This is a genomic window from Thalassobacillus devorans, assembly GCF_900176565.1.
In the GTDB taxonomy this organism is placed as follows: domain Bacteria; phylum Bacillota; class Bacilli; order Bacillales; family Halobacillaceae; genus Thalassobacillus; species Thalassobacillus devorans_A.
This window is the reverse complement of the sequence record NZ_FXEH01000005.1, coordinates 378820-401467: the sequence shown is the minus strand read 5'-3', so window position 1 is coordinate 401467 and position 22648 is coordinate 378820. Positions and strand designations below refer to the sequence as shown.

The window sequence follows — 22648 nt, the reverse complement described above, 5'->3', positions numbered from 1 at the left end:
TGTGCGAACAAAATCCCTAATCGTTTGAGTTACGGTCTTAATGGTGGAAGTTGTCTTAGTAAACGAGCAATTATGCTGATGGTTTTAATTGAATATTCTGAACAATTAATATATAGTTGGAAGTAACTGCAGGAAGGTTTAAACAGCTTTATTTGTAAGCGTTTACACTAAATTATAGGGGGTTACATATTGGAGAAGGTATGGAAAAAGCATTATCCAGATCGTATCAAGAGTGAAGTTGATATTCCTGACATAGCACTTACAGAGTTTTTAACAAGGTCAGTAGAGCAATTTCCCGACAACACGGCAATCACCTTTTTTAACAAAACGATCAGCTATATAGAATTAAATATGCAAGTGGCGGCTTTTGCCTCGTCATTGCAGCATCGTGGAATACAAAAAAGTGACCGGGTCGCTATTATGCTGCCGAACTGTCCTCACTATGTCATTAGTTTTTATGGAGCTTTAAAGGCAGGAGCTGTTGTCACGCAGGTCAACCCGATGCTGGTGGGGCGGGAACTAGAGCATATTTTAACGGATTCAGGAGCGGAAACACTTGTGATTTATGCTCCGCTGGTACCTGTTTTAGAAAAAATCAAAGAAAACACGCCAGTAAAAAAAGTCATCGTGGTAGACTTTGCGCAAAAGTATGAACCGGTAAGCGATGAAATTGAATTTACCACTTTCCTGCAAACCGCGCCAGGTCCTCCAAAACAAGTAGCAATCAACCCTGCGGAAGACGTCGCTGTGCTTCAGTATACAGGAGGAACAACAGGCAGATCCAAAGGAGCGATGCTGACTCACCGAAATTTGGTCGCTAACGTGATTCAGACCCATGAATATTTTAAAGATGATATTGAACCTGGAAAGGAACGTTACCTAACAGTTATACCTCTATTTCATGTGTTTGGAATGACGGTCTGTATGAATCAGGCGATCCATTCTGGCTCGAGTATGATTCTGTTGCCAAGGTTTGAACTGGAAGAGGTATTGGAAACAATCAAGCGTGAACAGCCAACGTACTTCCCAGGTGTACCGACCATGTATGTTGCTATTACCAGTCATCCGAAAGCAGAGCAATATGGCATAGACAGTATTCGCGTCTGTAACAGCGGCAGTGCGCCGATGCCTCAGGAATTGATGAGAAGTTTTGAAGCAAAAACAGGCGGCCGTATTTATGAGGGATATGGACTATCAGAAACTGCTCCTGTCACTCACTGCAATCCTATGTTTGCCGAACGAAAGCCTGGAAGTGTTGGAATTGGTGTACCATCAACTGATTATAAAATTGTCGATGTCGGCAACGGAGTGGACGAGGTTCCAGTTGGAGAAACCGGAGAAGTAATTGTCCGGGGACCTCAGGTGATGAAAGGGTATTGGAACATGCCCGAAGAAACAACGCTTGCTCTTCGTGACGGCTGGCTTTACACTGGGGACATCGCCCGTGTCGATGATGAAGGATATTTATATATTCTCGATAGGAAAAAGGATTTGATCATCGCAGGCGGCTTTAATATCTACCCGCGTGACATTGAAGAAATCCTTTACGAACACGAATCGGTACAGGAAGCGGTTGCAGTTGGAGTTCCCGATGGATATCGCGGGGAGACCGTGAAAGTTGTTGTAGTGTTGAAAGATGGAAAATCAGCAACAGAGGAGGAGCTAATCGCATATTGCCGTGACAATATGGCAGCCTACAAAGTTCCTTCATCCGTAGAATTCAGAAGCGAACTACCAAAAACGAATGTCGGGAAAATCCTTAGACGGAAAATCCGGGAAGAAGCCGTAAGCAAAGCGAAACAATAGCCCCTTTAAAAAATATAAGATGCCTATTCAGCCAAAAAGTCGAAGACTTGATTTCGAGGTATCTACGGTTCTTCACCTTAAGAGTGTCAGGGGCGGCTGGGAAACTAATCGCTTTCCAGCTTCATCGCCTAGACACTCGCGACATAAGCAGTCCATCAACGGGAAGAAAGACCACTTCCCTTTTGCTGTTCTGCTTATGCGTGTCGTGTCTCCCAAGGCGATTACGCATTCATTTCTTTCCTGTGGGGGAACTGGCGAGCTTCCTCGGGCTATCGCCCTGTGGGATCTCGCCTAGATCCTTCTCCTACGTGAGTCTCGCAGTTTCCCATCCATCCCATTCTATGATGGAGATTAACGAACCCATGTTATAGAAGAGATACTCTTCCCCAATCACTGGTTACAAGGCTTTTATAAGTAGCTCTCCCTGTGTATGAAGGACTGAAAACCGGTGTTTCCGTTTACCTCAATAAAGCAAGGAGGTCCGGTAAATTGCGAGACTCCGATGGGAGGATAGTACATGGTGAGATCCCGCAGGGCTTTAGCCCGAGGAAGCTCACCGTACGCCCATGGAAAGCGAGTGATTTCCCGGACCTCCAAACACTTATCACAGAAACGGAAACAGTTTCTCTCGAAACTGAGTCTTCCATTAAAGGGAGCTATAACTTTAATCGAGAACATGGAGGTAATTATGAAAGCAATACAATTCACAGAATTCGGCGGGCCTGAAGTACTGGAACTGATTGATATGGAAATCCCAGAGCCTGGCGAACAAGAAGTATTAATAAATACAAAAGCCATCGGCGTAAATTACGCTGATACGGCAAGGCGGGAAGGTCAGTATGTAGTGGAAACCAAACTCCCCTATGTACCAGGATCAGAAGTTGCGGGCGTTATCGAAAAAGTAGGACCCGGTGTCCAGCGTTTTAAAGAAGGCGATCGTGTCGTTACGCTAATAGGAAATGAACGGGCAACCGGGTATGCTGAATACACTGTTGCTGATGAGCGTGGACTTATTCCGATACCGGATGGAGTGGATGAAAACCATGCTGCAGCCATCCCGCTCCAAGGATTGAGCGCCTATCATATTATCAAAACGATGGGCCGGCTGGAGAAAGGAGAAACGATTCTGATCCATGCTGCCGCTGGGGGCGTCGGTTTATTTGCTATTCAGCTGGCGAAGCTTTTCGGTGCTGGAAAAGTAATCGGCACAGCAAGCAGTGAAGAAAAACGAGCGCTTGCGAAAGAATACGGAGCAGACGAGGTTGTCGATTATACCAAAGAAGGATGGGCAAAAGAGGTACGCCAACTGAATGATGGCAGAGGTGTGGATGTCGCATTGGAAATGGCTGGAGGAGACATTTTTCATCAGACACTTGATTGTCTTGCCTCTTTTGGAAGGCTTGTCATCTATGGTGTTGCAAGCGGAGAGCAGCCTCACTTTTATCCATCCCGTTTGATGGCAAAAAATCAGACAGTTACTGGCTTTTTCCTGCCACAAATCATGAAAAAGCCGGACCTGTTCCTTGATAGTTTAAAAGAATTACTAGCTTATATTAAAGCAGGTCAAATTAAATTAGAAATCGGCGGGGTATTTTCTCTCGAAGATGCAGCTGAAGTACATCGAAAGCTGCAAGGAAGACAGACAAAAGGAAAATTGATTTTAACACCATAATGTAAAAAGGCCAGAGGCTCTCTATAATTAGAGTCTCTGGCCTTTTTACTTGGTTCTGTTAAACGTGTATATGCTAAAGAAATAGCATTCTATTTAATTGAGAATTCTTCTTTTATTAGTAGCTCCTCCGGCGATTTTCCGATTTCATCTTGATGGAAGTAATCCCGGATGACCCCATCCTTCAAGTAATTTGCTATAGCAACAATAGTCATTCCCTGATCTAATGCCAGGTAAGCCTCGGTAACTTCTCCTGTCTCCACATTGACGGAATCAAGAAAACCATACTTTCCATACATATCATATTCTCTTAGTGTTTTCATATTTTCAAAAGCTTCCATTGGCGCGTACTCGAGCGCAAGGAAAGTAGCATGTGGCGTAACCGTGCCATCAGCTTCATAACCATCCATACCTAACGGAGTTGCCGCGAATTCAGAATAATCTTCGGGCGTTGCTGCTGGTGACATGCCCCATGCATCATACCCTTGTTCTTTTGCATATTCGATCTGGATGTCGACATGGCGTTGATTGTTGAGGCCAAGGGCGTTTTTACCCAGCTCTTTTTCTTTCAGTACAAGTTGAGGCATCAATGCTTCGAACATGCTGCCACCCCAGCTTGGAACATATTTCGTACCGTTATAGCTATAGTGCCCTTCGAATACGTCCACACCATCATAAGTTACCATATAGCCTTCAGGCTCCTGGGATTGCCAATCCCAGCTGGCAGGCATGGTTCGCTCCATCTTCCACCAATGTTCGCTTGGAACGTCTTTTTTCCCAATAGAAATGTAGCTGGCGACACGAGGTTCTGTGTAAAAAGCACCGTAATGGTGTGGGGTGTAGCTCTCTGTTTCTACATCATAACCGCCTCTCATCTGTCCTACTTCCGGAGTGTAGAGTGTGGAATAGTCCATCGCTTCTACAATGTTGTTGGTTTGTTCGTATAATTCTGGATAGGCTTGTCCCACGACGATCAAGCCTGCAGACAGCCAGCCATTATCCACGGTGGAAATGAACTGTCCCCAGTCAGTCATTAAGGATCCATCCTCGGTGTTATACCAGTTGTAAAATAACCCATTCCATGTTTCCAGTTCTTCTACTGTATTTAATGTGGTCTGAATTCTATCCACTGCATCATCTCTTGAGATGTGGCCCATTTCTTCAGCGGAAATCGTACTCATCATGTACATACCAATATTGGTGGGAGACGTATGGGTTTGAGGTTTAATTGTGCCATCGTCCAGCCTGACAGCATCATCTGTGAGCCCGGTTTCTTCATTGGTGAAATCTTCGAAGTAACGGTAGGTTTGCTTTGATACCGCTTTCAATTGTTTGGATAAAGCAGCTTCTTTTCCTTTACTTTCGGATTTTGCAGATATTCCTGCGGGTAAAGCTGCAATTAGCCCTAATAAAAGCACCAATAAAATCGAAAATACTTTTTGCACAGTAACACTTCCTTTAGGTAGTTTAGTGAAACGTTTCGATTAAAGTATACAGTATCTAAAAGAACCCGTAAATGAGTTTCACAGGAAATTAATCAGAAAATTCAAAATGGTTAATAGGTTGTAGTTCTATTGATAGTACAATCTGTGAGGAAAGTAATGAAGAGAGCTTGGATCCTGTAATACTTATGATGATTCTTTCTTTATGTTTACGAAACGTTTCGATTGATTACAAGCAGCCCGTTGTATAAGTTAGTGCCACCAGCATCAGAGTAACGAGGATCAAAAATAGGGAATGAAAGTGTTTTCAAAAATTGCTTGTATTTTGGTGTTTCTGAGTCTAGAATAAAATTAGTTAACAGGTCATCAGATGACCATAAGATTATATGTTTTTGAAAACGATTTAGTATGAATCTAGTAATCAACCAGAAGGGAGTTTTCAGCTATGTTGCTGCTCGTGGCTTTGAGTGCCATCATTGCGCCATTTATTTTCCTGGTGTTATTAAGAATGTCAGCGCTCAAAGGAATGTTTTACAGTGCAATCATCGTTATTTTGTTAGCGCTTACGACTTGGGGGATGGAAGGGCCAGTTGTCATCGCATCCATCTTACAGGGGACGCATAAAGCGTTTACGATTCTATTGATTTTATTTGGGGCTATTGTACTGTTGAATACACTTCGTCATACAGGTGCGGTCGATAGGATCAACCAGGGATTTAGGAGTATTTCGGGGGACATGCGTGTCCAGGTAATCATTGTCGCTTTCTTATTTGGTGCTTTGATAGAAGGGGCTGCAGGATTTGGTACACCCGCTGCAGTAACTGGTCCGCTAATGGTGGCCTTAGGATTTAACCCAATGGCGGCTGCTGCCCTGGCGCTTATTGCAGATAGCCCTGGCGTTTCGTTTGGGGCTGTCGGGACGCCGATTCAAGTAGGATTAAGTAACATACCAGGGGCGGATATTCCTTTCTTTCAGAACATCGGTGTCAAAATCGCTATGATGGATATGTTCGCGGGGACCTTTATTCCATTCATTCTAATTGTTATTTTGACTGTTTTCTTTGGAAAACGAAAAGGAATTGGAGACGCTGTAGCTATGCTGCCATGGACGTTATTAATCGGAGTTACATATACGGCTTCCGCACTACTGTATGCTACGCTGTTCGGCCATGAATTCGTTGCTATTCTAGGATCATTGACAGGACTTATCGTAGCTGCTGCTACCGCTAAAAAGGGTTTGCTGCTGCCGAAGGAAGAATGGACGGATGCCTTACAGGATGGGTTCAAACCTGAACAGAAGAGATCTGAGATGGGGCTGGTTACAGCGTGGTCTCCGTATCTGGTTGTTGTAGGATTGTTGTTAGTTACCCGGATTATTCCGGTTGTCAAAGACTTTACGATGAGGGCGATCGACCTTACGTGGAGTAATATTCTCGGAATTGAGGGCATTACATCGGACTGGCAGCTTTTATATTCACCGGGAACGGTACTGGTACTGGCCGCTATTTTAGCTGTACTGATTCAGCGGAAATCTTTTTCTAATTTTACAAAAGCATCAAAAGAGTCACTCCGTTCCATTAAAAATGCGGGACTTGCGTTAATATCAACGCTCGCCCTGGTACAGGTTTTCACAAATTCCGGGATGAATATGAATGATTTATTGAGTATGCCACAATATATCGCCCTTGCACTTGCACAAGGTTTCGGTCCGATGTGGATTTTTGTGGCACCATTCCTAGGTGAACTAGGCGCCTTTATTACGGGGAGCGCTACGGTATCAACACTGACCTTTTCGCCAATTCAATATAGTATTGCTAACCAAACTGGCCTGAATTCTGAAGTAGTCCTGTCGGCACAGGTGATTGGCGCTGCAGCAGGTAACATGATTTGTGTACACAATGTCGTTGCGGCATCAGCGGTCGTCGGGTTGTCCGGTAAGGAAGGGGATATCATCCGAAAGACTTTAGGCCCGGCTCTTTTATATGGTTTACTTGCCGGTGTCGGAGGATTTGTTCTGATACAATTTTTGTAAATGAGCTTCACCTTTCCAATTTCTTCTGTTTCCATTAAAATGAAGGTATTAAGCAGTTGGAGGAAGAACTAGTGGAATATAAACGGATACGCGCACGAAAAATATATGAAGAAGTAGCAGATTCATTGGTTGCCATGTTGAAAAATGGCGATCTGAAACCAGGCGATAAGTTAGATTCGGTGGAACAACTGGCAAAGAACTTTGATGTCGGCAGGTCTGCGATCAGAGAAGCTCTCAGTGCTATGCGGGCGATGGGGCTTGTAGAAATGCGGCAGGGAGAAGGCACGTATATCAAAGAGTTTGATGCCTCCCGGTTTTCGCTGCCTGTGGCCGCGGCTCTTATCATGAAACGCGAGGATGTCAAAGAACTGCTGGAAGTACGAAAGATTCTCGAAGCAGGGGCGGTTAGTTCTGCTGCCGAAAGACATAAGGATGCAGACTTATCGGCTATGGTTGAAGCACTCCATGCTATGGAACAAGCCAAAGGGAATGGAGAGCTTGGGGAGAAAGCTGATTTGGCGTTCCATATGGCAATAGCTCGTGCGACCGATAATCAAATGCTGATCAACCTGATGAACAGTGTTTCCGAAATCATGATGGAAACGATGAGGGAAACGCGAAGGCATTGGCTGCATTCGGAAAAAAGTACAGCCCGGCTGTTAGAAGAGCATTGGAAAATTTTCGAAGCAATCAAGCAAAGAGATACTGATCTGGCGCAAAAGCATATGCTGGACCATCTCGTAGGTGTAGAGCAGGCGTTGGCGGATTATATCGAATAAAAAGCTACCGCCTTTTCTATAGCAGAAGTCATCAGATGACCTGTTTTTATCAGAGCGGTTAGGAAGGGTAAGAAAGTTATTCGTTTTTTACTAAACATAGGGGAGTGACAGGCATGAAAGTATCCTTATTCATTACATGTTTGTGTGATATCATGTCGAGCGATGTCGGAAAAGATACGGTGGAAATTTTAGAAAAAGTGGGCTGTGAAGTGGACTTTCCTGAATTGCAGACCTGCTGTGGACAGCCCGCTTACAACAGTGGTTATTTAAAAGAATCAAAAGAATCGATGAAACAAATGATGCGGGCGTTCAAAGATTCCGAATATGTGGTGGGCCCATCGGGGTCATGTGTTGCGATGCTGCATGAATATCCGCACATTTTCAAAGGAGACCCGGAATGGGAAGAAGCGGCGAATGACCTGGCAGGGAAATCCTATGAACTGACCCAGTTTTTAGTCGATGTCCTGGGTGTGACCGACGTCGGTTCTAAATTTAAAGGAACAGTCACTTACCATCCTTCCTGTCATATGACCAGGTTATTGGGGGTAAAAGATGCTCCGATGACACTACTGGAAAACGTAAAGGGACTTGAGTTTGTCGAGCTTCCCGTCAAAGAAGACTGCTGTGGATTCGGGGGAACGTTTGCAGTGAAGAATCCGGTGATTTCGGAACAAATGGTACAAGAAAAAACAGAGCATGTGACAGAAACAGGAGCAGAATACTTAGTCGGCGGAGATATGGGCTGCCTGATGAATATCGGCGGTCGCATGACACGGAACGGTCAGCCTGTCAAAGTCCTGCATATCGCCAATATACTTAACCAGTAATAATAGAATGGAGGGGATTCTATGAGTATCCGGATTGGCACGAATTCGTTTGAACAGCGGATCCAGGAAGGTATCAAAAATGACTTCATGCGAGGAGCGGTCTCGTCAGCGCAAGGCAGGTTCCGCAGCGGACGTCTTAAGGCGGCAGAAGAGCTTGGCAACTGGGAAGACTGGCGTACACTTGGGGAAGAGATCCGTAATCATACAATGGAAAATCTTGATTACTATCTTCAGCAGTTGAGCGATCAGGTTTCGAAACGTGGCGGAAATGTCTTCTTTGCAGAAACAGCGGAAGAGGCGAATGAATACATCCAGAATGTCATCAAGAATAAAAACGGGAAGAAAGTAGTCAAATCCAAATCCATGGTTACAGAAGAAATCGGGTTGAACAAAGCTTTGGAAGAAGCGGGGTCTGAGGTGGTCGAAACAGACCTCGGTGAGTGGATTCTGCAACTGGATGAGGATCCGCCTTCCCATATCGTGACGCCCGCACTGCATAAAAACAAAGAACAGATTCGTGAGACGTTTGCTGCAAAAAAAGGCTATGATAAAACCGATAAACCGGAAGAGCTTGCATTATTTGCACGGGAACAATTGCGGAAAGACTTTTTGTCGGCCGATATAGGGATTACGGGATGTAATTTTGCTGTAGCCGAGTCAGGGGCAGTAACACTGGTGACCAATGAAGGAAACGCCCGCCTGGTCACATCGCTACCCGATACACAAATTAGCGTCATGGGGATGGAACGGTTGGTACCGACATGGGAAGACCTGGAAGTGTTAGTCAGTTTATTGACCAGGTCGGCTGTCGGTCAAAAATTGACCAGTTATGTCACTTCGTTGACTGGTACTCGTTTGGAAGACGAAGTGGACGGGCCGGAAGAATTTCATCTCGTAATCGTAGATAATGGCCGCTCGAAAATTCTGGGAACTGAGTTTCAGTCAGCACTTCACTGTATCCGATGCGCCGCATGTATCAATGCGTGTCCAGTGTATCGCCATGTCGGTGGCCATTCCTATGGATCGATTTATCCGGGACCGATCGGGGCGGTATTGACCCCACTGCTTGATGGCTATGAGGACCATAAAGAGCTGCCTTATGCTTCGACTTTATGCGCCGCCTGCACGGAAGCCTGCCCGGTGAAAATCCCTCTCCATGAACATTTGATCAGACATCGCCAAATAATCGTGGAAAAGGAAAACAAAGCCCCCAAAGGTGAGAAGCTTGCCATGAAGGGTTTTGCAAAATGGGGTTCCAGCCCGGCCGCTTATAAGATGAGCACAAAAATGGCTCGTACTGCATTAAAGCCATGGACAAAAGATGAAAAAATTGAAAATGGTCCTGGACCGATGAAAGGCTGGACGAATGTCCGTGACTTCCCGGCGCCAAGCAAGCAGTCGTTCCGTTCATGGTATAAAACCCGTAAGAAGGGAGATGAATCCTGATGACCATTCAAAATAGAGAGTCTTTCCTGGATAACTTAGCGGAGAACCTTGGAAGAAGCCGTCGGACGGAAGGAGTAGAGCGACCAGAATGGAGTGTCCGCCCTCAATGGGAAGTATTTAAAGGGGCCACACAGGATGAATTAGTGGATGTACTAGAAAAACAATGTAAAGTCATCCATACCGACTTTCGGAAAACGAGCGCAGCTGGTTTGGATAAAGTACTACGGGAAACAATTGATCATTACGAGGGAAAGGCGATTATAGCCGCTGATGATGAGCGTAATTCCGAATATCAATTGGACAGTCTATATCAGCAGCTCGATGCCAAAGGGTTGGAAGTCCGCATTTGGGATGCTGTGAAAGGAAAAGAGAATCAAGTATTCGCAGAACGGGCGGATGTTGGCATTACATTCAGTGATGTTACCTTAGCCGAGTCCGGCACCGTGACTTTGTTCAATAATAAAGGGAATGGAAGATCAATCAGCCTTCTGCCTAAAACATATATTGCTATCATTCCAAAAAGCTCCATAGTCCCGAGGATAACCCAGGCAGCGAAACATATCCATGAAGCGAATCAGCAAGGGCACGAAGTTTCTTCCTGTGTCAGCTTCATCACAGGGCCAAGTAACAGTGCCGACATTGAGATGAACCTGATTGTGGGTGTTCATGGACCGATCAAAGTGACTTATATCGTCGTCGAAGATAAATGATTATGTGACACAACCATGCAAAAAATGTATTATTTCCTGGGAAATCGACAATGGATTTTTACACCCCGTGTCCTCCAATATCTGGAGGACACGGGGTGTTTACGTTACAATGAAAGACGAGGAGGGTGGCTTATGTACCACTTGTTAATTGCTGATCGTGATCGCCAGGAGCTTTCCGGCATTGAATGGCTGCTATCGAAATATTCTTTTCCTATCTCCGATATTAAGCAATCAGGTGACTTAGCGGAGACATTGAATATACTTGAGAGTGAACAGCCGGATATATTATGTATGGAACTTGATATGGTTCCTGAAGGAAAGTGGGAAATCGTAAAAAAGTTTATTCTACGCCATGCCGGTATAACTATTGCCTTAACCATAGAACCTACATTTGAACGTGCCATGCAGGCGATTGAAATCAGTGCCATTGACCTTTTAGTAAAGCCACTATCACCTTCCCGCGTGAAAAGTACGATTCAGCAGGGATGTCGTCAGCTGGCAGTCAAAGAGGATAATAGCCACCCGAAAATACATACCCACTCTATCTATTATGAAGATCTTTTTATTGAAAGCGACCTTCCTTATCCATATCCGGTATATTTAATAAGACCGGAATATGGGGAGCAGCTAAATAACTTGCGAGATTTCATTGGACAGTTCGATTTTTATGATGCTCCGACCATATTTTCAACAACGGACCAAATTACACTTGTCTTTCACGAGCAAATACCAGAACCTTTCCAACAAGCACAGCGTTTTTTAAGTGAATGGGAGCGAAACAATGGCGGGCCAGTGGCAGTCGCTGTTCATGATAAAAATAACGGGAAATCGATCCATAGTATTTACCAACAGCTGCGCAAGGTAATGGAAGCTACTTTTTTTACTGGATATAAACAAGTGCTGAGATATGAAGAAAAATATCTGTGGCGTGACATGGACCCGTTTTTAACGATGGATGAACAACGTTTCTGGGTCCACCATCTGGATGATGGGCATGCAGATGAAATTAAATCCTGGTTATATCAGGAGTTTTTGGATCTTAGAGCCCCTTACCCAAATCCCGGCTTACTCCGTACCAGGCTGACTAGCATTCTGGCACAAGTACGGAGGTTCATGATTCGCAAAGGGCTGGACTCTCCTGACAGGGATATTCGTTATAAACAGGTGTTTGAGAGTATTTTATATGGTCCGGTTTTATACAGGATCGTCCAGGAAATGGTCCTTTTCATCAATGAACTGATTCATACACTAAAAGAGCAATCGGAAAGGGCGATTGTAAATGTAGGAGAAGCGGCGCTTTCCTATATAGAAGAACACTATATGAATCCAGCACTGTCACTGCGTGATGTAGCTGGTTATATTAATCGTAGTCCGGCCTATTTCAGTCACTTATTGTCTAAAAAATATAACCAGACTTTCCGTGAAATTTTATTGCAGGTACGCATACAGAAGGCGAAGGAATTACTTGAATCTACGGATGAAAACATCCAGCAAATTGCTGGTGCGGTCGGTTTCAATCAGCCTAATTATTTCAGCCGTGTTTTTAAAAAAATGACTGGTAAAACCCCACGGGAATATCGGAACATAAAATTATAAACCACCCCGGAGCCCTCCAATATCTGGAGGACCTGGGGTGGTTATTTTTTATCTTTATCTAAAATTAATGCTATTTTATGAAAGTGTTTAACAATATTTATTTATCTTTTTAATAACAAAGTATCCTTATTCTAAAGTTAGTTATCTATTATCCGTTTCCTCACATTGCTAAGCTTTAATTAAAGATAATTCAGGAGGGGATGAATAAGATGAGTGATACGAAATCGGGACGAGTGAAGCAATACCGGGGAACAGAACTGCATACCAAAGGATGGATACAGGAAGCAGCACTGCGTATGCTGAGCAACAACCTGCACCCAGATGTTGCAGAAAATCCAGATGAGCTGGTTGTTTACGGGGGGATTGGAAAAGCAGCACGGAACTGGGAGAGCTTCGATGCAATCGTAGCGTCATTAAAGACGATGGAAGAAGATGAAACATTACTGATTCAGTCCGGAAAGCCGGTTGCGGTATTCCGGTCCCATAAAGACGCCCCGAAAGTGTTGATTGCCAACTCGAATTTAGTACCTGCCTGGGCGAATTGGGACCACTTCCATGAACTCGATCAAAAAGGATTAATGATGTTCGGTCAGATGACAGCGGGAAGCTGGATTTATATTGGCAGCCAAGGAATTGTGCAGGGAACATATGAAACATTTGCAGAATGTGCCCGCCAGCATTTTGATGGAAAGCTGGACGGTACAATTACTTTGACGGCGGGACTGGGGGGCATGGGTGGTGCCCAGCCACTGGCAGTTACCTTGAACGGGGGTGTTTGTATTGCTATCGAAGTAGACCCGCATCGGATTCAGCGACGCCTCGATACGAAGTACCTGGATACTTCAACTGACAATCTCGAAGAAGCTATACAAATGGCAGAGGAAGCTCGTGATCAGGGAAAAGCCCTGTCCATCGGACTTCTCGGTAATGCTTCTGAACTTTTACCGGAAATGATCGCGAAAGGCTTCATTCCAGATGTACTCACAGATCAGACTTCTGCTCATGACCCGTTGAATGGGTACGTCCCAATGGGCATGGAGCTGAATGAGGCTGCCCGTTTAAGAAGTGAAAACGCAAAGGAGTACATCAAGCTTTCAAAACAGAGTATTGCCGCTCATGTCAAAGCGATGCTTTCCATGCAGGAGAAAGGCGCGGTCACATTTGATTATGGTAACAATATCCGCCAGGTGGCAAAGGACGAAGGAGTTATTAATGCCTTTGATTTTCCGGGGTTTGTTCCAGCATACATCCGCCCGCAATTCTGTGAAGGGAAAGGGCCTTTCCGCTGGGTAGCATTATCGGGTGACCCGGAAGATATTTATAAAACCGATGAAGTGATTTTAAAAGAATTCAGCGACAACACACACTTGTGCAACTGGATCCGGATGGCACAGGAGAAAATAAGCTTTCAGGGTCTCCCTTCCCGGATTTGCTGGCTCGGTTATGGAGAGCGGGCGAAATTCGGAAAAATCATCAATGATATGGTGGGGAGTGGGGAGTTGAAGGCACCGATCGTCATCGGAAGGGATCACCTTGATTCCGGTTCTGTCGCTTCACCAAACAGGGAAACAGAAGCGATGAAAGATGGCAGTGATGCTGTAGCTGATTGGCCAATTCTGAACGCACTTATCAACAGTGTCGGTGGCGCCAGCTGGGTCAGTGTCCACCATGGCGGCGGTGTAGGAATGGGTTATTCCCTGCATGCGGGAATGGTGATTGTTGCTGATGGCACAAAAGATGCAGAAAAGCGACTGGAACGCGTATTAACAACAGATCCAGGAATGGGGATAGCGAGACATGTTGATGCAGGCTATGAGCTCGCCGAAAAGACAGCGAAAGAAAAAGGCGTTCATATACCAATGCTGAAAAAGTAACTGGAGGGAGAGCTTTATGACACAAAAATTATTGATTACCAATGCAGCCCAATTGATTACGATGGCCGGTCATAACGGTCAGCCAGCGAAACAAGAGGCGATGGCACAGTTAGAAATCATTGAGAATGGGTCCGTCTATATCGAAGATGGGAAAGTTGTGGCATTTGGTCCTGATGAAGAACTCCGCAAAAATTATGAAGACTTGATTGGTACGAATTCGCATATAAATGCTACAGGTAAGGTTGTCACACCTGGGTTGATTGACCCCCACACGCACCTTGTCCATGCCGGTACAAGGGAAAATGAATATGCGATGCGGTTGAAGGGCAAAACGTACATGGAAATCATGCAGGCCGGAGGCGGTATTCACGCAACAACGAGGGCAACACAGGCAGCCGGCCATAAACAATTATTTGAAGAATCAAGGAAGCGGCTCGATCAGTTTTTGATGCATGGGGTGACTACTGTTGAAGCGAAAAGTGGCTACGGTCTGACGCTGGCACATGAGCTGAAGCAATTAGAAGTAGCAAAGCAGTTGGATGAAGACCATCCGATTGATGTCGTTTCCACCTTTATGGGCGCCCATGCGGTGCCGATGGATGAAAAAGATAATCCGGAGCCATTCGTCGACAGGGTCATCAACGAAATGATACCGGAAGTGGCACGGCGGAAACTGGCCGTTTTTAATGATGTATTTTGTGAACGCGGCGTTTTTACACCGGAACAATCGAAACGGATTCTGGAAGCAGGAAATAAACATGGGCTGATTCCGAAAATTCATGCTGATGAAATTGAGCCGTACGGTGGGGCTGAACTTGCCGCACAGGTAGGGGCGATTTCAGCCGATCATTTGTTGAAAGCATCTGATCAGGGCATAAAGGACATGGCGGAAAAAGATGTCGTAGGTGTCTTGTTGCCAGGTACTGCTTTTTTCCTGATGGCAGAGTTTGCTGATGCCAGAAAGATGATTGATGGCGGGGTAGCTGTCGCTTTATCGACCGATGCAAATCCAGGGTCTTCTCCGACGATTTCGCTTCCATTCATTATGAACCTGGGATGTCTGAAAATGGGAATGACACCGGAAGAAGTATTAACAGCAACCACTATCAATGCTGCTCATGCGATAGGAGCAGCAGGGGAAGTCGGCAGCCTTGAGCCTGGTAAAAAAGGTGATGTAACTATTTTTGATGTGCCGAATTACCTTGTGCTGTCTTATCAATATGGTATGAATCATGTTGACACGGTTGTAAAAGCAGGCAAGCCGCTGGTTGTAGGAGGGCAGCTGCAATGACGGCTTATCCTTATCCGATGCTTGACAGGCCAGGGATGATTTGGACGAAACAAACTGATAAGCGGGCTGACCTTAAAGTACACGAATGGATTGAGACGCTTGGCGATGAAACTCCTGATTGGGGTTCTATTGATGTCGCGATTTTAGGGGTGCCACTTTCCAAGTCATCGATCAGTACATCCGCTGCCAGCGAGAACCCGGATGCGATGCGAAAAGTATGGAAGTCCTTCGGGACCTATAACTTAGATGAAGATATCGACCTTGCCCAACTGAAAGCGGTCGACTTAGGTGACGTCAAGCAGCATGTTACCGATATTGCTTACACCCATCAGCAGATCAGCGAAGTGATGACTGCCATGAGGAAACATCATCCGAATACGCTGCCTGTTGCTATGGGGGGAGATCATTCAATTACAGCTATGCTGGTTAAAGGTTGGAGAGAAGCTCATCCGGAAGAAACGGTGGGGATTCTGCAATTGGATACCCATTTCGATTTGCGGGACCTGAGTGAGTTGGGACCTGCCAATGGAACACCGATTCGCAATTTAATTGAAAGTGGAACTGTTGCAGGAAAGCATGTCCATAATATTGGGCTGCATGGATTTTTCAATGCAAAGGAACTGAAGGATTACGCTGATGAAGTCGGGCTGCATTATACGACGATGAAGCAGGCGAGAAAAAAAGGCATGGCTGCTGTCGTGACAAGCGCACTTGCTCATTTATCGGGTCAGGTGGATACGATTTACCTTACCGTTGATATGGATGTTCTAGACATTACTCAAAATCCGGCGGCCCCGGCAGCAACACCGGGAGGGATGTATACCGAAGAATTATTCGAAGCAGTACAGCTTGCCGGTGAGCATCCAAAAGTGAAAGCGATGGATATCGTCTGTCTCGACCCTAGGAAGGATGTTGGGGACATGGCAGTGAAAAGCGCTGTCCATGTGATGCTTTCTTTTTTAACTGGATACTGCAAACGTTAAGGATGGAGCGAGGTCCTCACTCGCTCTTTCTTTCAACCCTTTATTTTCTGATAATTCAAATAACAGGAGGTTGAATACATGGAAAACGTTCAAAAGGATATGAATATCCAGGAGACCCCAAAGTCTCCTAGTAGAACTACTATACTTAAATTCTTTCTTTTCAGTTTAATTGGTATATTTACATTTTTTATCCCGATCACAATCAATGGCACCTCATCCATACCACTCGATCATATCGTTACCTTCATACAGACATCATTCGGCAGTTTAGTCCCTTATTACGCTCTATTAGTCATCGTGTTAGGAGCGACTTACCCATTTTATAATCAATCCTGGAATAAAGATGCCGTCAATATGGTATTATCCTTCTTTAAACTCCTTGGTGTGCTCGTGGCCGTAATGCTTATTTTCAATTTTGGGCCTGGGTGGCTGTTCGACCCAAGCATGGGGCCATTCTTGTTTGAAAAGCTGGTAATACCAGTTGGACTTCTTGTTCCTATTGGTGCAGTTTTTCTTGCTTTGCTAGTTGGCTACGGTCTGCTGGAGTTCATCGGTGTCATGCTGCAGCCGATTATGCGTCCGATTTGGAAAACACCTGGACGTTCAGCAATTGATGCAGTTGCTTCTTTTGTCGGTAGCTATTCGATCGGACTATTGATCACCAACCGTGTTTTTAAGGAAGGGAAGTATACGGTCAAAGAGGCGACCATCATTGCGACTGGGTTCTCTACCGTGTCTGCTACGTTCATGATTGTTGTTGCTAAAACGCTAGGCTTAATGGAAATATGGAATACGTACTTCTGGGTAACATTGTTTGTCACTTTTTTAGTGACTGCTATTACCGTTCGTATCTGGCCATTGAACACAATCAGTGATACTTATATAGACGGGAAAGGCAATCCAGAGGAAGTGATAAAAAAGAATCGAATAAAAGCAGCCTGGTCTCAGGCGATGGAGGCAGCGGCACAATCGCCATCCATCGGTAAAAATATTTGGATGAATCTGAAAGACGGTTTTATCATGACCATGGCGATCTTACCTTCGATTCTGTCCATAGGGCTGCTGGGGTTAGTGTTGGCAGAATATACTCCTGTATTTGATATATTAGGTTTCATTTTTTACCCGTTTACCTTGTTGATGCAAGTTCCGGAACCTTTACTAGCCGCTAAGGCTTCAGCAATTGAAATAGCGGAAATGTTTCTGCCAGCGCTTCTTGTAGCAGAAGCACCGATAATCACGAAGTTTGTCATTGGAACATTATCGGTCTCGGCTATTTTGTTTTTCTCAGCGCTTATCCCATGCATCCTGTCCACGGAAATTCCTGTCAGCATCCCGAAACTGATTGTCATCTGGATTGAACGAACCATTCTCACCATTATCATTGTCACACCAATTGCCTACCTGCTACTGTAAAATGAACGCACCACCCGGAGTCTCCAAATTTTGGAGGCTCCGGTTTTTTTTACTTTAACGAAGTTTAACTTTGTTAAAGGATTAAAGTATAAGCCAAGTTTTTCTAAATTTTCTCTGATAGATTTTCTCACACATAATGGGACTTCTGGAAAATTCTTATGATAGGGTGAGTAACTATATTCAGTAAATACATTTTAACTTTACTTTTTCTACAGTCGGAGGTTATTTATGGAGAAACAAAAATTGATTCTGATCGGTAATGGAATGGCGGGAGTGCATTGCATTCAACAAATACTTACTGAAAATCCGGATATGTATGAAATTACTATTTTTGGAAGTGAACCGCATGTGAATTACAGCCGTATTATGCTCTCGTCTGTTCTTCAGGGTGGAACGTCTTTCGAAGATATTGAGCTTCATTCCCGCAGCTGGTATGAAAAAAACGGAATCCGATTATTTACTGGTGAAACAGTGACGGCGATTGATAAAGAAAAAAAACAGGTAGCTACCGACCAAAACAGGAAGGTGGATTACGACAAGCTCATTATAGCGACCGGTTCAAAGCCGTTTATACTGCCATTGCCGGGGGCTGATCAACAGGGTGTCCTGGCTTTTCGTACCATGGAAGATTGCCGACAAATGATAGAAGCTTCCAAATCCTATCATAAAGCAGTAGTAATTGGAGGAGGGTTATTGGGGCTGGAGGCTGCAAGGGGGTTATTGAACCTTGGGATGGAAGTGGACGTGGTTCATCTCTCTGATTATTTGATGGATCGGCAGTTGGATTCGGAAGCTTCCGTTATGCTTCAAAAGGATTTGGAAAAGCAGGGGATGAATTTCCTCTTAAAAAAATCTTCCCAGGAGATACTTGGTAATGGACATGTCAGAGGCATTCGTTTTGACGATGGGTCATCTGTTGAAGCAGACCTTGTCGTGATGGCTGTAGGTGTCAGACCTAATATTGACTTGGCGAAAGAAAGTGGAATCGAAACAAATCGGGGCATCCTGGTTGATGACAGGATGGCAACAACAGAACAGGACATATATGCAGTTGGAGAGTGTGCAGAACATGATGGAATCATATATGGGCTGGTAGATCCATTATATGAACAGGGAAAAGTGCTGGCTAAGCATCTTTGCAATCATCCAACACATGGTTATCATGGTTCTGTTTTATCTACGCAATTAAAAATTTCCGGCGTCGATGTTTTTTCTGCAGGAGACTTTAAACAAGATGATTCCACGAAATCTGTTCATTATCGAAATGACATGGAAGGTATTTATAAAAAAATAGTGTTTCGCAAGAATAAAGCAATCGGGGCGGTTCTTTATGGGGATGTAAAAGACGGGCCAAAGTTGAGAGATGCCATCATTAAACAAAAAGTGTTGTCCGACCGTGATAAAACACAGTTACTCGATACTGCGGGTTCAGGTGATACATTCCTGGCTGAATTATCACCAGATGCTGAAATTTGCACCTGCAATCATGTTTCCAAAGGTGATATTATCCACGCTGTTCAAAACGAGTCGCTTACTACTTGCGAGGAGGTAAAAACATGCACAAAAGCTTCCAGTTCCTGTGGAGGTTGTAAACCTTTGGTGTCCGACCTGCTCACCTATATCCATAGTGCTCAGTTTGAGGAAGAAGCGATATCCATGTCTTTATGTCCATGTACTACCTTGGCAGAAGATGAGGTAGTGAATGCGATCCAAAGGGATCACCTTAAAGGAGTACAGGAAGTTATAAAAACTCTAAATTGGAAAACAAAGACGGGATGTTCCGTTTGCCGTTCTGCTATTGCCTATCATCTGGATGTGACTTCTACCAATGGTAGCTGCCAAAAACAAGCAAGCGATACGGACAATAGTGAACAAGAGCTGGTTCAGACTGATGGAGAATATGCAATCATCCCACAGATTTATGGCGGGGTTCTTAATCCTCGTCAGCTAAGGAAACTGGCTGACCTGGCAGACACATACCCCCACGCTCGTTTTGCCCTTTCTTCAGACCAGCGAATTCATATCCATGGTATGAAAAGAGAAGAGTGGAATAGAGCAAGAGTTTTACTCGACATGCCTGTTCTGCAATTAGGTACGCATCGTGTCGGTACCGTTCAAACCAGCATAAATAGCTACGGATGTTCGTGTGACAAAAGCCGGGCAATTCAACTCGCTGCTGTGTTAGATGAACAGACAGAGCGTTTAAAGATTCCAGCTCCTACAAAAATTGCTGTCTTTCATTGTGTCCACGCAAAAGCCGCCGATGATGCAAGGGATATCAATATTGTCAAAGCAGAAAGGGGCTGGGAATTATATGTTGGGGAGGCGAATGGGGCCAGCATACGTTCCATCAATTTACTTTGTGTGGTCACAACAGTTGAAGAAGCTGGAGAGATGGTAATGGCATTAATGCAATATTACCTTCAGTCAGCCAACTATCTTGAAAAAGTCTCCCCCTGGCTTTCTCGTGTGGGACTGTACCATATAAGGGAAGTTTTATTCGATGAAGAATTACGAGGATATCTGCTGGGAAATAACAACCTTGGCGGTTTAAACAAAAAACAATTGATCCATAGTTGAAAGAAAAAAGAGTAAAGGATGATCGGTTTGACTGAGCTAATGCTGAAGTACTTTCGAAATAAACATCAGAAAGTGCAATCCGAAAAGGTTTACGACACGCAATGTCCTTTTTGCAGTATGCAATGCAAAATGCAACTTGTCGAGCAGCGTGTCGTTTCTAGGAAAATTTATAAAACTATAGGAAAAGATAATCCAACCACGAAAGGGAGGTTGTGCATCAAGGGGAAAAATGCCCACCAGCATGCCCTGCATCAGAAACGAATCACCCAGCCCTTGTTGAAGGTGAAGGGAGAATACCAGCCGATTTCATGGAAGGAAGCTTTGGAGCATATCTGCAAAAATTTTACGGACATACAGCAATTGGCCGGTAATGATGCACTATCGGTTTATGGCAGTGCTTCGCTTACCAATGAGGAGGCTTATTTATTAGGTAAGTTTGCGCGTGTAGGTTTAAACACCAGGTATATCGATTATAATGGGCGTTTATGTATGGCTGCAGCAGCTACAGCCGCTAATCAGACGTTCGGTATTGATCGTGGATTCACGAATACCTTAGAGGAGATTCCGCATACCCGCTGCATCATCCTTGCGGGCACCAACATAGCGGAATGCCAGCCAACGATTATGCCTTACTTTGACCAGGCGAAGGAGAATGGTGCCTATATCATTGCCATTGATCCTAGAGAAACAGCAACGACTTCCATAGCTGATATGCACTTAAAAAACAAACCAGGTACAGACGCCACTTTGGCTAATGGCCTATTAAAAATAATCATTGAAAAAGGGTTGATCGATCAAACATTTATAGAAGGCCGGGTTGATGGCTTTGAAAAGGTGGCAGACCGACTTTCTTCTATTAAACTATCTGAAGTATCGGAAGTGACGGGGGTTTCGGAGGAGGACTTATACTTGACTGCAGAAATCTTTGGTGAAGAAGAATCCGGGATGATCTTCACCGCCAGGGGGGTTGAACAGCAGACAGATGGGACAGCTGCTGTTCGGGCCTTTTTAAATATTCTGCTTGCGACAGGGAAAGTCGGCAAACCCTACTCCGGTTATGGCGCAATTACCGGGCAAGGAAACGGCCAGGGCGCAAGGGAACATGGACAGAAATCAGATCAGCTCCCTGGATATCGTTCCATTGAAAATAAAAAAGACCGTGCTCATATTTCACAAATTTGGGGGATTAAAGAATCTGAGTTGCCGGGAAAAGGAGTCTCCGCTTATGAAATGTTCAAGAAGGCCGATCAGGAATCGATCAAGGGAATGTTCATCATGTGTTCCAATCCGGTAATCTCCCATCCCAATTCTAATTTAATCGAACGATCATTAAAGAAGCTTAAGTTTCTGGTCGTTGCCGATTTATTCCTTTCAGAGACTGCGAGATTAGCAGATTTGGTCCTGCCGGCATCTTCGTATCTGGAAGATCAAGGAACTATGACGAATGTCGAAGGGCGGGTGACCTTGAGAGAAGCGAACCGCCCTATTCCGGGGGAAGCGAAGCATGACTGGCAGATTATCTGTGAAATAGCAAAGGCAATGGGGAAGGGAGACTACTTTTCTTTTACCACAGCTGAAGAAATTTTTGATGAACTGAGAAAAGCCAGTCGTGGAGGCAAGGCAGATTATTATGGGATGACCTATGAAAAATTGAGGAAGGAAAACGGTGTGCTTTGGCCCTGTCCTGATTACGAGCATCAAGGCACGAAGCGATTATTTGAAACAACTTTTGAGCACAAGGATGGGAAAGCGAAGATGGCTATTCCTATGGCTGCTGATGTAGAAAAGGAAGTCAAGAATGATGATTTCCCGCTGATTTTAACGACAGGTCGTGTAATGGCCCACTATTTAACTGGCGAACAAACAAGGAAAAGTACTACTTTGGCAGCCAGAGAGTTTGAATCATTTATGGAAATTCACCCGGAAACAGCAGCTAAATACTCTATTGAAGATCATTCACTTGTGAAAATCGAGTCACAGCGAGGAAGCATCGTCGTAAGGAACAGGTGCTCAGAAAAAATAAGGAAGGATACAGTCTTCGTACCTTTCCATTGGACAGGGGGGCAAAATGTGAATCGCCTTGTTTCTGATAAGCTTGATCCTGATTCACACATGCCTGCCTTTAAAGTAACCGCTGTAAAGATAACACCTGTGCTGAGTTAACTTGCTCGAATGGCATAAGGAAAAATAAATACGTTCA

The 22648-nt window shown here is 44.6% G+C and carries 15 protein-coding genes; 14 read left to right on the top strand and 1 reads right to left on the bottom strand.

Translation table 11 applies throughout. The annotated features are described in order from the left end of the window. Window positions 1–186: 186 nt before the first annotated feature. Window positions 187–1806, top strand: a complete 1620-nt coding sequence (locus B9Y67_RS06825; RefSeq protein WP_085506006.1) for a long-chain-fatty-acid--CoA ligase — start codon at window positions 187–189, stop codon at window positions 1804–1806. 688 nt (window positions 1807–2494) lie between these two features. Continuing rightward, the gene (locus tag B9Y67_RS06820) at window positions 2495–3478 is read left to right on the top strand and encodes a quinone oxidoreductase family protein (RefSeq protein ID WP_085506713.1); all 984 of its coding nucleotides are present in this window, start codon (window positions 2495–2497) and stop codon (window positions 3476–3478) included. 89 nt (window positions 3479–3567) lie between these two features. On the opposite strand, the gene B9Y67_RS06815 is transcribed toward B9Y67_RS06820, so the two are convergent. Further along, window positions 3568–4920 carry a glucoamylase family protein gene (locus B9Y67_RS06815; RefSeq protein WP_085506005.1) on the bottom strand — a complete coding sequence of 451 codons (1353 nt, stop codon included), beginning with the start codon at window positions 4918–4920 and terminating at the stop codon, window positions 3568–3570. Between the two features lie 442 nt (window positions 4921–5362). Between B9Y67_RS06815 and B9Y67_RS06810 the strand changes: the two genes are divergently transcribed. From B9Y67_RS06810 to nasC, 12 genes are all read left to right on the top strand, one after another. After that, window positions 5363–6949, top strand: a complete 1587-nt coding sequence (locus B9Y67_RS06810; RefSeq protein ID WP_085506004.1) for an L-lactate permease — start codon at window positions 5363–5365, stop codon at window positions 6947–6949. A 71-nt stretch (window positions 6950–7020) separates the two neighbouring features. Next, entirely contained in the window at window positions 7021–7728 is a 708-nt protein-coding gene (locus tag B9Y67_RS06805) for a FadR/GntR family transcriptional regulator (protein ID WP_085506003.1), read from the top strand. Window positions 7729–7841: 113 nt separating this feature from the next. Continuing rightward, the gene (locus B9Y67_RS06800) at window positions 7842–8555 is read left to right on the top strand and encodes a (Fe-S)-binding protein (protein ID WP_085506002.1); all 714 of its coding nucleotides are present in this window, start codon (window positions 7842–7844) and stop codon (window positions 8553–8555) included. 21 nt (window positions 8556–8576) lie between these two features. Continuing rightward, on the top strand, window positions 8577–10001 hold the full coding sequence (locus B9Y67_RS06795) for a LutB/LldF family L-lactate oxidation iron-sulfur protein (protein WP_085506001.1): 1425 nt from the start codon (window positions 8577–8579) through the stop codon (window positions 9999–10001). After that, window positions 10001–10711: a LutC/YkgG family protein gene (locus B9Y67_RS06790; RefSeq protein WP_085506000.1), complete on the top strand. Its 711-nt coding sequence runs from the start codon at window positions 10001–10003 to the stop codon at window positions 10709–10711. Before B9Y67_RS06795 ends, B9Y67_RS06790 begins: the two co-directional genes overlap by 1 nt. A gap of 132 nt (window positions 10712–10843) precedes the next feature. Next, window positions 10844–12307 carry a response regulator transcription factor gene (locus B9Y67_RS06785; protein WP_176223926.1) on the top strand — a complete coding sequence of 488 codons (1464 nt, stop codon included), beginning with the start codon at window positions 10844–10846 and terminating at the stop codon, window positions 12305–12307. 209 nt (window positions 12308–12516) lie between these two features. Then, entirely contained in the window at window positions 12517–14181 is a 1665-nt protein-coding gene (hutU, locus tag B9Y67_RS06780; protein ID WP_085505998.1) for a urocanate hydratase, read from the top strand. 16 nt (window positions 14182–14197) lie between these two features. Next, window positions 14198–15472 carry an imidazolonepropionase gene (gene hutI, locus B9Y67_RS06775; protein ID WP_085505997.1) on the top strand — a complete coding sequence of 425 codons (1275 nt, stop codon included), beginning with the start codon at window positions 14198–14200 and terminating at the stop codon, window positions 15470–15472. Beyond that, complete coding sequence (locus B9Y67_RS06770) at window positions 15469–16455, top strand: agmatinase family protein (RefSeq protein WP_085505996.1); 987 nt, start codon at window positions 15469–15471, stop codon at window positions 16453–16455. Before hutI ends, B9Y67_RS06770 begins: the two co-directional genes overlap by 4 nt. A 99-nt stretch (window positions 16456–16554) precedes the next feature. Beyond that, window positions 16555–17868: a YjiH family protein gene (locus tag B9Y67_RS06765; RefSeq protein WP_254901780.1), complete on the top strand. Its 1314-nt coding sequence runs from the start codon at window positions 16555–16557 to the stop codon at window positions 17866–17868. A 228-nt stretch (window positions 17869–18096) separates the two neighbouring features. Then, window positions 18097–20448, top strand: coding sequence for a nitrite reductase large subunit NirB (nirB, locus tag B9Y67_RS06760; RefSeq protein WP_085505994.1), 2352 nt, complete (start codon window positions 18097–18099; stop codon window positions 20446–20448). 27 nt (window positions 20449–20475) lie between these two features. Continuing rightward, window positions 20476–22611: an assimilatory nitrate reductase catalytic subunit NasC gene (nasC, locus tag B9Y67_RS06755; RefSeq protein ID WP_085506712.1), complete on the top strand. Its 2136-nt coding sequence runs from the start codon at window positions 20476–20478 to the stop codon at window positions 22609–22611. The last annotated feature ends 37 nt before the right edge of the window (window positions 22612–22648 follow it).

Bases quoted from the DNA above. Each gene is read 5' to 3' on its own strand.
- B9Y67_RS06820 (WP_085506713.1), top strand. From the start codon at position 2,495: ATGAAAGCAATACAATTCACAGAATTCGGCGGGCCTGAAGTACTGGAA.
- B9Y67_RS06810 (WP_085506004.1), top strand. From the start codon at position 5,363: ATGTTGCTGCTCGTGGCTTTGAGTGCCATCATTGCGCCATTTATTTTC.
- B9Y67_RS06800 (WP_085506002.1), top strand. From the start codon at position 7,842: ATGAAAGTATCCTTATTCATTACATGTTTGTGTGATATCATGTCGAGC.
- B9Y67_RS06795 (WP_085506001.1), top strand. From the start codon at position 8,577: ATGAGTATCCGGATTGGCACGAATTCGTTTGAACAGCGGATCCAGGAA.
- B9Y67_RS06790 (WP_085506000.1), top strand. From the start codon at position 10,001: ATGACCATTCAAAATAGAGAGTCTTTCCTGGATAACTTAGCGGAGAAC.
- B9Y67_RS06785 (WP_176223926.1), top strand. From the start codon at position 10,844: ATGTACCACTTGTTAATTGCTGATCGTGATCGCCAGGAGCTTTCCGGC.
- hutU (WP_085505998.1), top strand. From the start codon at position 12,517: ATGAGTGATACGAAATCGGGACGAGTGAAGCAATACCGGGGAACAGAA.
- hutI (WP_085505997.1), top strand. From the start codon at position 14,198: ATGACACAAAAATTATTGATTACCAATGCAGCCCAATTGATTACGATG.
- B9Y67_RS06770 (WP_085505996.1), top strand. From the start codon at position 15,469: ATGACGGCTTATCCTTATCCGATGCTTGACAGGCCAGGGATGATTTGG.
- B9Y67_RS06765 (WP_254901780.1), top strand. From the start codon at position 16,555: ATGAATATCCAGGAGACCCCAAAGTCTCCTAGTAGAACTACTATACTT.
- nirB (WP_085505994.1), top strand. From the start codon at position 18,097: ATGGAGAAACAAAAATTGATTCTGATCGGTAATGGAATGGCGGGAGTG.